The sequence below is a fragment of the Aquimarina discodermiae genome, from assembly GCF_040786235.1.
Classification (GTDB): Bacteria; Bacteroidota; Bacteroidia; order Flavobacteriales; family Flavobacteriaceae; genus Aquimarina.
Window position 1 is genome coordinate 14,301 of sequence record NZ_JBFMKP010000013.1, and the last position, 12,683, is coordinate 26,983.

Sequence of the window (12,683 nt, forward strand, 5' to 3'; positions counted from 1 at the left end):
TAAGTTTGTCGAAGGACTGCTATCCCTCACGTAATTTTAGTTCTTTAAAAAAACGGTGAAGACAAATCATCTTTCCTGTACGGAACTATTGGTTTGCTATGCTATCCATAACTAGTTTTAAGAAATGAGATAAAAGCGTATAGCATCTTCATATAATGATATACTTCTAAAACCTGAATTCTAAAAAGTAGTTATTGCTAATCATAGCGCTACCCATATTTCAAGGTACATTCGAGACTGTCGGTATAGCAAATATGCCATAACAACTGATCTGCCATCACAGTTTTTGTCATATTTAATAGCATGACCTACCATGGCTAGTTTTAAAAGATAACCAAGCTTTGTAAAAGAGGCATTTTCAGTGCCTGTTTCGCTAGAGCCTAAATCTAGTGCGTCTACCAATTTCGCCATATCCATAGGATAGTGGGACTCGAACCCACAGGAAACAATCTATTACTCTAACCAAACTGAGCTACAATAGCCATAAAGATTTACTTTATGCTAAAGACGGGATTCGAACCCGTGACCTATAGAATCACGACTATTTTTGGTGATAGTCAAACCTTCAAGTCAAGTTGAATATGAAGTGATAATACAAACGTTGTAATACCTCATACAATGGTGTTATACAGAAACACACAACAAGACTTACTTGATATTGTCGTTCTGGTGAAGACCAGTTTTTTTTATTTAAAGTATTTCATTTGGAAAAGTTTTTACTATTTCTGCTTCCCCTTCTATTTCAAAAATATCGACACAGCATCCACATCCTTTGTTTTCAGAAATAAATACCAATAGATGACGATATTTATCAATCCAATTATAGAGAATATCTTGATTGTTTCTTTCTACAATTACAATAAACTCTTTTCTTTTTATCATCTTAATTATTATTTATACCCTGCTACCTTACATTTCTCCCTTACCCATTGGTAGCAGGGCACTGTTCCAAACCCTAATCTCTCCCAAAAATTGGGTTTGTTTTAATCCACATTGTGGAGTTTAATTCTCAGAGGCTTGCCTCGAAATGTAAAAACTGTTTTTCCTCTGGATGCCTCGTGAACTTGCTCCGAGGTAGTTGACTTACACTACAAAGGTGAAATCATACTACGCATGTTTTTGCGTAATATGATTAATTATTTATAAAAAATTCGATGTATATCATTTTTACTTTTTACCCCTCCATAATCAGAAGGGTACAAAGCTTTGCTCATCGATTCGATATAGTTTGAAGCCCATTTTGATAACACTCTAGTAATCATACCCTTCAAGCTTTTCTTTTTTACTTTGGTAATAGTAAACTGTGTTTCCATAGTACTTCAATAAATTAGTTAAACATTTGTTTTAAAATTGCAGGAATAGCAAGACTTGAACTCACATCTCAATGTTCTATCCATTTGAACTATATTCCTATTTGTTGGTATTTATTGTACCGATCCCGCCAAAGCGGGATGAACATCCAAGAGACAGTTGGCTGTACTAGCTTTTTGTGCTACGGTACTTTGCTAATTAAAATTGTGGGAGGTATAGGAATCGAACCTATTCAGCCTTTCGGCAACAGATTTACAGTCTGCCCCAGCTCTCCAACTCTGGCGAACTCCCAAAAAGAGACAAGGACAGGATTCGAACCTGCAAAAAACGGTTTTGCAAACCGTAACCTTCACCTTTCAGCCACCTTGTCTTTTTTAATTCAGAATTCAAAATTCTGAATTGATTCTTGTGTTTGGTTTTCAATATGTCAATGAACTATATCCATAAAAAAAGGCGCCTTGTTCGGGCGCCTTCTTATATATCGATGGTTTTATAAGCTATATTCTTATAATCATCTTTTCTATAAAACAGACACCTTTTATGTTCACATCAGAACAATACACTCTTTGTTTGGTAAAGAGACGGCTTAGCATATGTTGTGAATAAATCGGTATCATTTTTATTGTTTTGTATTAATTATTATAAGGTAATCTTATTTATCTTTTTATGTTTCGATTGCTATGCAAAGATGAAAACATTTTTTTAATCTGCAAATATTTTTTTGATTTATTTTATTGATTATCAGTTAATTACATCTTAAGTTAGGGTATAGAGATTCCTGTCCGTTTTTCAACAGATTTTGGATTTTTTGGCAATCGTCTGTCTCCCTGATGCTTACTTTCCAATTATTAATTTTTATGTCCTAATTAACTTTTATACATTTTGATAAAAAATTATAAAAAAAAGCGTCCAATTTCTTGGACGCTTTAGGTTATATCTAGTTTTTGTTTTAAATCACTTCATAAAAATGCTTAAAAATAGCTACACAACGTCCCGTTTATAATGGATAATTTCTTCATCCATCGATAATCACACTGACAAAGCAGTGGTTTTGATGCGGTATGTATTCTTTTTTGTATCATTTTGTTATACAAATATCATTAGTTTTATAACTAAAATCCAAATTATATTTAGAATTACTAACTAATTTATATACATTCTAATAAGGAAATTTGATCATTAGAAATACCGCTGTTCCTAAACAATTATAACCCTATAGAATGTTTTATACCATTTACACTTTAAATCTACCGGAATAAAATGTTCTTTTTTTACCTCAGTTTCATATTAAAAATAAACCGTAGCCCTGCTATGCTTGATTTTTCTTCTTCACTGAAACAAAAAAATCTTAATTTTCTTTTCCAGTAAATTCAAAATATAAATGGTATTACTTATTTCTTCTTAGATTTTTTAGAAGTTTTATTCCTTGATTTCTTTTTATCAGGCATTTTACCCTTAATCCTGGATTTCTCTTCTTTCAATTCATTAATAAAATGATTGTTATACGTATTTTCTTTAGCTCGTTTTATGAACTTTAAAGCTTTTTTATATTTTTTTTTGTGTTCAAAAAGAACAGCTTTCTTAAGATACAATACCGCTTTATCTGTTCCTTTTAATGTCAATGCAAAGTCAACTAACTTTTCTGCTTCACTATAGTCCTCGTTCCATAACAAAACATTGACATACTTAGGATATACATCTACAGCATACATGTCTTGTGCTAGCGCTTGTTGAAAGTATTCTTTTGCTATTTCAAAATTTTTAAGTTGCTCTGCATAAACCTGTCCCATTAGGCCTAAGGCAATAGCATTATTTTCATCATATGACAAAGCATAATGTAAAGACTCCACAGTTTCTTCTAAATTATATGGGTATGCATCCAATGCCTGAAATAAATATTTATCTAATAGATTGCTCATTTTTATTTTTTAACTCGTTTTGCAAATCCTGTTTTAATTGATTTCGCTTGTTTTTGAAAGTTTTTACTTTTTTTACTTTTTTAAAGTCGGTGCCTTTAAATATTTTAATAGGATTTCCTCGTTGTACACTCAAATTATTTTCCCATTGGTCGGTTATTGATTGTTTAAGTTTGTTTAATTCACTTTCCAGCGCTTTTTCTTTTAATCGCTCTATAGCAATCTTTTTGTTTTGATGCTGAGATCTATTATCCATTACTACAACCATAGTTCCTGTAGGTTTATGAATTGCTCTTACTGCAGAATTCACTTTGTTTACATTTTGACCGCCAGGACCAGAACTTCGCATTGTTTGAAAAATGATCTCTTTTTCTGATATCGCTTTTAATTTAAAAGTTTCTAATTCGTAGATTCCTATAAACCAATTTTTTCGCTTATGATATTTACGAAAAGTTGATGTTCCGATCCATTGTATGGTACCTATCCAACAATTAGTGAAAGTTTCCAATTCCTTTCCTTTTAATTGAACTGTTACCGATTGCACCGTTCCATTTTCTGGGCCCGGTATTCTTTGAATAATAGAATAATCAAACCCTGCATTTTGTACTTCTGCTAAAAAATATTTAAGAACCTTGGCAACAACCCAACAACATTCTGTTGGGCCTCTACCCGCTGTTATTTGTAATGTTTTTTGATTCTTCATTTTTCCTTCATTTTCGAGATTAATTTCAATAATTCACCTCTATTTTTCTTGTCTTTTATAAATTGTGGAAGTTTATCTATTAGCATCATTCCGTAAGGTTCTATGGTACGTTGTCTTAATTTTGCAAAAACAAAATTTTCAAGGTATTCTAGGTGTTTATCATTTAATGCCCAAAATATATTTCCTCTAAATTCTTCAATAAACCAATAGAGGAATTCAACATTTTCCCCTTTTTGCATCCAATCATATACCGACTCAACTTTTGGAATATATCTAATCTTTTCCTTGCAGCCCTTACAAATTACCTCTACTTCTTTTTTGATTTTAACAGTAGGTGTTGATTTATAATGAATAACTTCTGGGCAAAACGGACAGTTTCTATTTACGTTATAGATAAATTTTTCAATTTCCTTTATTTCAACATAACAGTTATTGCATTGAAATTCATAACTATCACGATAAATTATTTGATCATCAAATTTTCTAAGCAACTGAGCTTTCTTATTACAATTAGGACAATGAACATTAATTATATCCTTGAAATAATCCAGCCATTTAATAGTTGATCTAAATCTATTTGTCTTCATTTTATTAATCTTTAATTTACTTGTCCATTCGAACAATTTTGGGAGTAAATGTTCCCAATACCTCTACCAATTCCTTTTGATTTGCCATAACTGTATTGATATCTTTGTATGCCATAGGTGCTTCATCAATTCCTCCTCCAATTAGTGAAACATCATTCGCTTTAAGTTGCTTTTTGACCTCACTTCTTGTTAAAGTTTCTTTACATTTTCTTCTTGAAAGTAAACGTCCTGCCCCATGGGATGCAGATTGTAAACTTCCTTCATTACCTAACCCTCTCACAATAAAACCTGGTGCAGTCATTGATCCTGGAATTATGCCCAATTCGCCTCTGGCAGCAGGAGTTGCTCCTTTTCTATGCACAATACATTCCTCTCCGTTCACTTCTTGTTTCCATGCAAAATTGTGATGGTTTTCAATTTTCGCTACTGGTTTTGATCCCAATAGCTTTGAAATTCGGGCATGAATATCATCATGGCATGCTTTTGCATAATCACCAGCTAGGTTCATTGCTAACCAATACTCCTGACCATCATGTGTATTCAAATCCAACCATGCCAGTTGTTGTACATGTTTTGGCAATGGACATTGTTTTGTCGCCAAATACGTATAGTGCTTTGCAATATTGGCACCTAACCCTCTGGACCCACTATGTGATAAGAGCCCTAAATACTCCCCTATTGGCAAACTCCATTCATTATCGGTTTCTGTAATAGATACAATTCCAAATTCTACAAAATGATTCCCTCCTCCAGAGGTTCCCAATTGTTTGTATGCTTTGTCTTTTAATCTTTTTACAAATGGAATCGTATGAAACTCATCTCGTTCAAAGATTTGGTGATCATGTTTTACTTTATGAGTCTCATACATTCCGAACTTGGTATGTTCTGAAAGTATATTCTCTAGTTGATGCTTCTTTCCTTTTAGATAAGAAACGGCTATCGGATATATCGTAAGACACATTCTACAACCGATATCTACTCCTACTCCATAAGGGATTACAGCATTTTTGGTAGCTAGAACTCCCCCTATAGGCAATCCATACCCAGTATGCGCATCTGGCATTAATGCTCCTTTGGTTGTAACCGGTAATTTTAAAGCATCAAACAACTGATACTTAGCCTGATCATCAATTTCATTCTCTCCATAAATTTGAAAAGGAGACCGAACAGTTTTTAAAGCATGTCTTTTTACTTCGACAGGATTTAATAGGCTCTCGGCAATCTTTCCCCAAATACCATCACCTTGATATGCTTCGGGGTTGAGTAACACTTTTTTGGCTTCTATTAATATTTGTTCTTTTTTAATTCGTTTATGATATCGATTAATATGACCCAAAGTCACATTAATACTATTGTTTTTCGGAAAGCCTAATTTGATCAAGTCTTTTCCGCTTAGTTTCTTTCCCATGATATTTAAAAATAGGGCGCTCCCTTTTTCTACTAGTGTTTCAAAAGGCTAGGCTTTTGGCTGTATCTTTTCTCAAACTCTTAAAAGCTTTAGAAAAGGATGACGTCTTAATCCTTAACGCAAATAATAAAGTTATAAATGATGAATTTCGTCTTTGAAATCTTCAATATCAATCTGATAAGCTTAGTATGACCGCTTATCATATGAAAACAGAAAATCCGAAACTTTTTGGGCTTCGGGCTTCTTTATATATCTAATGAAAGATTATTTATCGGTGAAGTCCCGAAGCATACTCATAATAAGACCTTGTCTTTTTGGAGGAGTAGTATGTAGCTTTATTAAAGTCATTGTACTTCGGTTTTATAGGTTATTAATTTTCTTTTTGCCTTTGACCACACTTCGATAAACTTAATGTGACACTCGGGTTAGCAATTGTTGTATTGCGGTGCAAATATGATACCTATTTTTCAATTACACAACAAAAAAAACAAATTAATTTGCTGAATACCAATGTATTATACATCAATTAGGGTAATAGAACCCCCCGTCCGTTGTTTTAACGGATATCGTTTTTTTTGTAATCAACTGTAGTTCTGAAATTTATCTTTCAAATGACATTTGATTTGATATAAGTAGATTTCTGAAAAAAGATCATAAAAAAAGCGTCCAATTTTATGGACGCTCTTGCTTTTTATATCTTATTATAGTTTTTCTACCTATATTCTTGATTTAAAAACAGCTTTTCAGCGTCCTTTTTATGTAAACTAAATAACATCATAGGTATTAAACTTATTTTTTTGGTTCTTAATTATATTGCAAATATGACATAATTATCCAATATTATCCAAATTTCCCATTACTTTCTTCTTCTCTTTCTTCGCCATGGGGCATTCTTTTGCCAGTCTCCAGCCATAATACAACCATAAGGCACTACTTCATCTATCACATTTCCTAGACCAAACTCATCCATTTGGTTTCTTACGGTTTCTGCATTTTTATATGCACTTGGTAATTCGGTAACATCGATTTCATTAGAAAAAAAGCGTATATCTAATCCTTGTGTTTCTTCATGAAATACTTCTTCATTGGTGCGACCCTCTTTAGTTCTTCTATGTTGTGTTCTACTCATATTACGCCCTGCTCCATGTGGTGCAAAGCCCAGATTATTTGTTGTAGTTTCTCCGTTAACAATCAATACAGGTTCAGACATATTTAAAGGGATCAATCTCGGTCCTGTAATATCTGGCATAAACTTAGGATCTAATGGAGTTGCTCCTTTGGCATGGTAGAACAGATCTTTATCCTTAAACACAAAATTATGCTCGTTCCAAAAACGATTTTGAGCTTTAATTTGCAAAGCTTCTAATGTTGCATTATGGATTACTTCGTGATTCAGTTTAGTCCATTTTCTTATGATTTGTAACGCTTCCCAATATATTTGTCCTTCTTCTGTATCAAAAGGAATCCATGCATTTTGTTTCAATGTTTCTGGTGATAATTCTTTTCTAAAACGTTCAGCAATTTTCATCCCCTTAGTATATAAGTTTGCTCCGGGACCTCTGGATCCATGATGAGTAATCATCATAGTATTTCCTGTTTTCTTGGATTTACCAACAAACAAAAAATGATTTCCATCTCCTTGAGTTCCTAGATGTGATCTTGCTGCCTGGATCATCTTTTTATTATTGAGCATATAATTGCCTTCAAAGTCTTTTAATAATTCCTCTGGAAATCTATACTGTGTATTTCTATCTCTTCCTCCAGGACCAAAATGCGTGTTTTGATGAGCAGCATCCAACACTTTTTTAGGATTCATTTTACCAAAATCTGTTAGCATTACAGAGCAACAAATATCTGCGCTATGCATCCCTGGGTGAATTGCATTTTTGGCAACTGCCACCCCTCCCACAGGTATAGTCCCATTAGGACCTGTAGGGCAGGCATCGGGCATAATCGCTCCGTTCACCAAGGTTGGAGTTTTCATCAATGTATTCATAGATGCTACTACAGATTTCACATTTGTTTCTTCTAACTCATTTTCGGCTTTGATGTTGATTGCAAAAGAAACGGCCTCTTTATGTAAATCGATAATTGGTGGCGATTTAAATTGTGCCAGATATGCATGCATCGCTTTTCCTTCTAATTGATTTGTATTAATATGATCGATGGCCTCTGGAAACCATTTTCCTGACTTGAAACCTAAATCGATTAGTGTTTTTCCCGTTATATTTATTTCTTTACTCATACTACTTTTTCTGAAGCTCTGCCGACTCCTCGTTCGACAGAGCAATTACTAAACCAATGTTATTTTTTTAATTCTTGTACAAATATTTAGCTTAACTACGTAATCTTTTTGCGTGGATTAAAATTTCTTATAAAATTCTTTCCTTATAATAACCAATAATTGATTAATTACATTTAGATTCGGACTGTCGATTAAATCAGATTGATCATAAAAAACTTCTAATTCTTCTTTGATTTTTTCTGCTTCATTAACAAGGTCATCATATTCAAAATTTCCATTTTTGATTTTTAATAAGTAATCTCGATCTATTCTTATAACATTTACCAACTCTTCTTTAGCAATTTCTTCAGCCATATGCAGTAATCGAAAAGTGTGCATCATATTTTTGGTATCATAATTCTTCCCATGTTCAACATTGTTTTTATATCGTTCTTCATTTCTTTTTTCAACCCAAGTCCAATATTCCTTATACTTTTTACAATATGATGAATACCCATCAACATTAAAGTAAAGTAAAGCTATAGGTACTTCTTCTTTTGGAACAGAACTTAAACATACCTCGTTGGCATTTTCTCGAGCTATACCTTGATATTCTTTATCTTCCTCATAAAATAGATTATAACAATCTTTCATATGAGGGATCTTTACCAATCCACAATTCCGTGCTTCAAGCTTTTTGACTTCAAGAAACTTTTTAAGTGCTAGAGATTGTTTTTCGGTTCTGACATAACAAAAATCCAAAACAGACCTCCTGTCTTTTTCCACCGGATTTACAATCTTTTTATTTAACCCTCTTGCTTTTTTGATTTGTGTATATGCATAATTTGCAAAAGTATTTTTACACAATTTAGACAGAAAATATTCTATTTTGATTTGATCAAAAATAGGGTCTTTATATAGTACGCAATCTTCGGGAACATTTAATAGTTCAAGAATATTAGGGTTATTTTTGGATAGTAGTTCTATAAATTTTCTAAGCTCATAGTACACAATATCGTTAGTTTCGTTATTTATTTGTCCCACATATTCTAATGAGTAGAATTGTTTTTTTGGCAATATAAAAACACCTCTTATATCGGTATCCGAATTAGCAGTAGCCAAACCATACGCTCGGCTTCCACTAATGCATTCAAATATTATTGATCCTGAAGCTTTAAGTTCTTCAATTGTTTTCATCAGTTTATTTTATTGTTTTTTAATGGTCAGATAGAATTCGCTAAAGAATCATTTCATCTTGTTATTTCCTTAAATAGAAAGTTATCTATTCTCTCACTATCCGGCTTTCCAGATGGTAAAGATTTGGCATATTTTTCATTAGTTGCTATAGTTTCTGAAGCAAAACTTATAACTTTTTCATTTCTAGAATGAAAATAACTTTCATCATTTTCAGATTTTATAGTCATCAAATTTTTGATTTCCTCTTCAATATCAATTGATACTAGAGACAACATTTCACTAAAAACTACTGGAGGTATGGTTTCATGCTCTACTATCCATTTACCTGCTAAAGCTGTTCTTAAAGCATAGAATAAATTTTTTAGTTTTATAGTTGAACCAGACAGCTTTTCTTCATATTTCTTGCTCATACTCAAATAATGATACATACTGGCAACTGGCGAAAAGCAATCCTTTGCTATACTTCTTAATTCATAAACTAAATCATTATCTCCTTTGTATAGTATGGGTGAAAATAGATGTTCTATGGCCGGAACATTTGATTTTTTAAGTAATCTAAGGCTTTTACGTAGTTCCCAACCTACCGCATCAAAATCTCCATCCAATATATCTATAGTATCTCTCTTTTCTGCAACGGTTAAATACCATTCTAATGAATGTGTATATAAAAAGCGTACATCATAATCACTATCTGGTGAAGCAAAACCCCAAGCTCTGCTTCCTGATTCACAAGCATAATTTATCTTTACATTACGGTCTTCTTCTATTTGTTTAAGCTTTGTTCTCATTTCTTTTTGAATTATAAAACAAAGGTTAAATCAATCTACGCAATATTTTTGCGTAGTTAAGTTAAAAAAAGAATTACAACATTTTTTAGCAATGCTTGAGATAAAAATTGAAAAGAGTTTTAATACGAATAATCATCTCCTGATATACAAATTCTCCTTGTTCATTTTGTTTAGAAAGGTAAGTATGTAGTCCACTTTTGTTGATTAGATTAGACGTAGTTTCAAAATCACTACCATTTTTTAGTAATGTAAGCAAACAACCACCAAGGTCGTTAGTAACCAATAAGCCTACTCGATCTGCAGATATTTCCATCAAACGTGAAGTAGCTAATAATTCACTTTCTTTATCCTCTGAAGTGAATTTATCGGTAATTTTTTCGCCATATTCTATTGCACTTTGTCCTTTTCCTACGACATTTGTGACCTTATCTACTCCAGAAAACAACTTGGTGTAATTTGTCATATCTATAAATTTACCAGCAAAACTACCCACGGTGCTCACCATAGGAAGTGCAACCAATAGAACACCTGCGGCACTCATACCTTTGTTCTTTGCTCCACGCCAAACATCTTTAGAAGTAAGTCTTGTGTGCCCAAAAAGAATATGAGTTAATTCTTGCGCAAGATTACATTTTAACTCATTTCTTGTAAAATAAAAAGGGGTATCTTTTTCTAAATGCGCTTTACCAAGAATTAAAAAATTTGGAGTAGCTTCTACTCCAATAATTCCTCTAGAAAAATCGCCATTACCTATATAACATTCGGGCATGTCCATTTGTAATTGACCTGCCAGTTCTTCTAAAACCTGATAGGCTTGTGGGTAATTTGTAGCAGATAGTTTTTCTGAAAAAGAGGTTACTTGTTTATAATCAGGAGGTGTTACCTGGGCTATAAGATTAGCAAAAGAATCTGTAAAGGTTTTGGCTTCTTTAAAACAATCTGGTACTACCAGATCAAAAAGTGTCTTTTTATTATATGTCGTGATTGTAGTATCATTGCTATTGGTCGTAAAAGTATTCCAAGTATCAGACATGAGTAATGAAAGTATTTCTTGTGCCTTTTTTGATTCGACTCCATTTGCAACTAACTGAGTCAATCGATCTGGAACCATGGGCTGTAATGTTGCCAGTTCTAATAACTCCTTTTTATTGGACTGCTTTAGACTTACTTTAATTTCTGATAGTTCTTCTAATAATCGAATTCGTAAAGGATTGCAATCCTCACCATTCAATACATCTGTTTTTGCATCCGAAATCAGTTCTAAAATACTGTCATCTTCAAGACTTTCTAATACATACTCATAAAAAGGTATCGCTTTTTTATATTGTTTGGTGTCTTTTAAATAAGTAAGATGTTGTATACGATATTGCAGAGCATTTTTTGGAAGATTCTTTTGATTGAGTACTCCGGCAATAGCTGCATCATAGAAAACATCAAGATTTTGTAGTTTGAAATTACTATTTTGAAAGGTTAATAACTGCAGAAAATTATATTGCTCTACTGGTAAAATATTCCAGCTTCTTAATACATTGAACAAAGTGTTTCCAAAAGTATTTGTGGTATACATACTATCCAGAAAATCTTGAGATATAAAAAGTTCTTTTGCGCATTGTTTTTTAGGAAACTGAAACACTAACATGGATTTTAGTGTTGTTGTAAGTTTGTCATCTTTAGACGTCTTAAGCTCGTACAGTTTTTTTATGTAATTGAGATGTGCCTCTTTACTATTATATTTATCAAAAAGTAAATCAGTATAAAGTTCTACTCTTTTTTCTGCTACTTCATTATACAAATGCTTGTAATAGGCAAATAAGGAATCGTTAAATAATTCTGTTTCAAAAGAAAATGATGATGCCGTAATCTCATCTTTTCCTATTTTTTCTTTAAAATCTAATGAGTTTCCAGTGACATCGTATATCGAAAAGGACTTGCCATCAGATTCAAAAATCAAATTTCTCATAGAAGTTAAAACAAAGTAGTATTGCTTTTTTTTGTGAACTTCAAAAAGAGAACTTTTTAGGTTGGTAATCCCAAGGCAGAGCAAGTATATTTCATTATTTTTAGTTTGCGCTAATAAATAATTTTTTTCTAATGCTGAAAGTGAAGTAATAAACTCCATTTTATTCTGCAAATGAAGTTCTAAAAAACTATCATCTAATCTTTCATTAATATATTTTAGTACATGCGCTACCAGTTTGGATTTGGTCTCAAAAAGATCAATATCTTTTACTTCTTTTGATGTGGCATGTTCATCTTCTTTTATTTGTTGATATTGTATGGTTATTTTATTGTCTGTAGCAATAAATTGAAATAAGTTATATTCTAATCTACCTTTTTTATCATCTTTTACAATGTCCGTCTGTACATAAATCTGATGCTGATCAACCCAGGTACGATATTCTCTTTTTGTATTTTTTTCAAGATATTCTATTATATATTCCTGAAATACAACACTTTGAAATTCACTATCGATATATACGATATAGGGATTTATTTCTTGTAACTGTTCTTCTGTTTTTCTTTTAAAGAAATTGCGCATTTTGGTTGAT

General features: G+C 32.3%; 11 protein-coding genes and 2 tRNA genes. All 13 read right to left on the reverse strand.

Annotated elements, in window-relative coordinates:
• Positions 1-201: 201 nt before the first annotated feature.
• Positions 202-411: a hypothetical protein gene (locus tag ABW636_RS09735; protein WP_367589785.1), complete on the reverse strand. Its 210-nt coding sequence runs from the start codon at positions 409-411 to the stop codon at positions 202-204.
• 279 nt (positions 412-690) lie between these two features.
• On the reverse strand, positions 691-882 hold the full coding sequence (locus tag ABW636_RS09740; protein WP_367589786.1) for a hypothetical protein: 192 nt from the start codon (positions 880-882) through the stop codon (positions 691-693).
• A gap of 254 nt (positions 883-1,136) precedes the next feature.
• Positions 1,137-1,313, reverse strand: a complete 177-nt coding sequence (locus ABW636_RS09745) for a hypothetical protein (protein WP_367589787.1) — start codon at positions 1,311-1,313, stop codon at positions 1,137-1,139.
• A 205-nt stretch (positions 1,314-1,518) separates the two neighbouring features.
• Positions 1,519-1,602: transfer RNA gene (locus ABW636_RS09750), tRNA-Tyr, on the reverse strand.
• A 6-nt stretch (positions 1,603-1,608) separates the two neighbouring features.
• A tRNA-Cys gene (locus ABW636_RS09755) sits at positions 1,609-1,681 on the reverse strand.
• Positions 1,682-2,702: 1,021 nt separating this feature from the next.
• Positions 2,703-3,230 (reverse strand): tetratricopeptide repeat protein, encoded by a 528-nt coding sequence (locus tag ABW636_RS09760; RefSeq protein ID WP_367589788.1) that lies wholly within the window; start codon positions 3,228-3,230, stop codon positions 2,703-2,705.
• Positions 3,211-3,930, reverse strand: coding sequence for a peptide chain release factor H (gene prfH / locus ABW636_RS09765; RefSeq protein WP_367589789.1), 720 nt, complete (start codon positions 3,928-3,930; stop codon positions 3,211-3,213). The genes ABW636_RS09760 and prfH overlap by 20 nt, the downstream gene beginning before the upstream one ends.
• The gene (locus ABW636_RS09770; RefSeq protein WP_367589790.1) at positions 3,927-4,517 is read right to left on the reverse strand and encodes a hypothetical protein; all 591 of its coding nucleotides are present in this window, start codon (positions 4,515-4,517) and stop codon (positions 3,927-3,929) included. Before ABW636_RS09770 ends, prfH begins: the two co-directional genes overlap by 4 nt.
• Before the next feature lie 16 nt (positions 4,518-4,533).
• A complete protein-coding gene (locus tag ABW636_RS09775; protein ID WP_367589791.1) occupies positions 4,534-5,925 on the reverse strand; it encodes an RtcB family protein in 1,392 nt (463 codons plus the stop codon).
• An 856-nt stretch (positions 5,926-6,781) separates the two neighbouring features.
• Positions 6,782-8,170, reverse strand: a complete 1,389-nt coding sequence (locus ABW636_RS09780) for an RtcB family protein (protein WP_367589792.1) — start codon at positions 8,168-8,170, stop codon at positions 6,782-6,784.
• A gap of 117 nt (positions 8,171-8,287) precedes the next feature.
• Complete coding sequence (locus ABW636_RS09785; protein WP_367589793.1) at positions 8,288-9,346, reverse strand: nucleotidyltransferase domain-containing protein; 1,059 nt, start codon at positions 9,344-9,346, stop codon at positions 8,288-8,290.
• A 53-nt stretch (positions 9,347-9,399) separates the two neighbouring features.
• The gene (locus ABW636_RS09790) at positions 9,400-10,134 is read right to left on the reverse strand and encodes a nucleotidyltransferase domain-containing protein (protein ID WP_367589794.1); all 735 of its coding nucleotides are present in this window, start codon (positions 10,132-10,134) and stop codon (positions 9,400-9,402) included.
• A gap of 85 nt (positions 10,135-10,219) precedes the next feature.
• A complete protein-coding gene (locus ABW636_RS09795) occupies positions 10,220-12,673 on the reverse strand; it encodes a M48 family metalloprotease (protein ID WP_367589795.1) in 2,454 nt (817 codons plus the stop codon).
• Between the last annotated feature and the right edge of the window lie 10 nt (positions 12,674-12,683).

Excerpts from the sequence above, each read along its gene's own strand:
- ABW636_RS09735 (WP_367589785.1), bottom strand. The coding sequence starts at position 411 with ATGGCGAAATTGGTAGACGCACTAGATTTAGGCTCTAGCGAAACAGGC.
- ABW636_RS09740 (WP_367589786.1), bottom strand. The coding sequence starts at position 882 with ATGATAAAAAGAAAAGAGTTTATTGTAATTGTAGAAAGAAACAATCAA.
- ABW636_RS09745 (WP_367589787.1), bottom strand. The coding sequence starts at position 1,313 with ATGGAAACACAGTTTACTATTACCAAAGTAAAAAAGAAAAGCTTGAAG.
- ABW636_RS09760 (WP_367589788.1), bottom strand. The coding sequence starts at position 3,230 with ATGAGCAATCTATTAGATAAATATTTATTTCAGGCATTGGATGCATAC.
- prfH (WP_367589789.1), bottom strand. The coding sequence starts at position 3,930 with ATGAAGAATCAAAAAACATTACAAATAACAGCGGGTAGAGGCCCAACA.
- ABW636_RS09770 (WP_367589790.1), bottom strand. The coding sequence starts at position 4,517 with ATGAAGACAAATAGATTTAGATCAACTATTAAATGGCTGGATTATTTC.
- ABW636_RS09775 (WP_367589791.1), bottom strand. The coding sequence starts at position 5,925 with ATGGGAAAGAAACTAAGCGGAAAAGACTTGATCAAATTAGGCTTTCCG.
- ABW636_RS09780 (WP_367589792.1), bottom strand. The coding sequence starts at position 8,170 with ATGAGTAAAGAAATAAATATAACGGGAAAAACACTAATCGATTTAGGT.
- ABW636_RS09785 (WP_367589793.1), bottom strand. The coding sequence starts at position 9,346 with ATGAAAACAATTGAAGAACTTAAAGCTTCAGGATCAATAATATTTGAA.
- ABW636_RS09790 (WP_367589794.1), bottom strand. The coding sequence starts at position 10,134 with ATGAGAACAAAGCTTAAACAAATAGAAGAAGACCGTAATGTAAAGATA.
- ABW636_RS09795 (WP_367589795.1), bottom strand. The coding sequence starts at position 12,673 with ATGCGCAATTTCTTTAAAAGAAAAACAGAAGAACAGTTACAAGAAATA.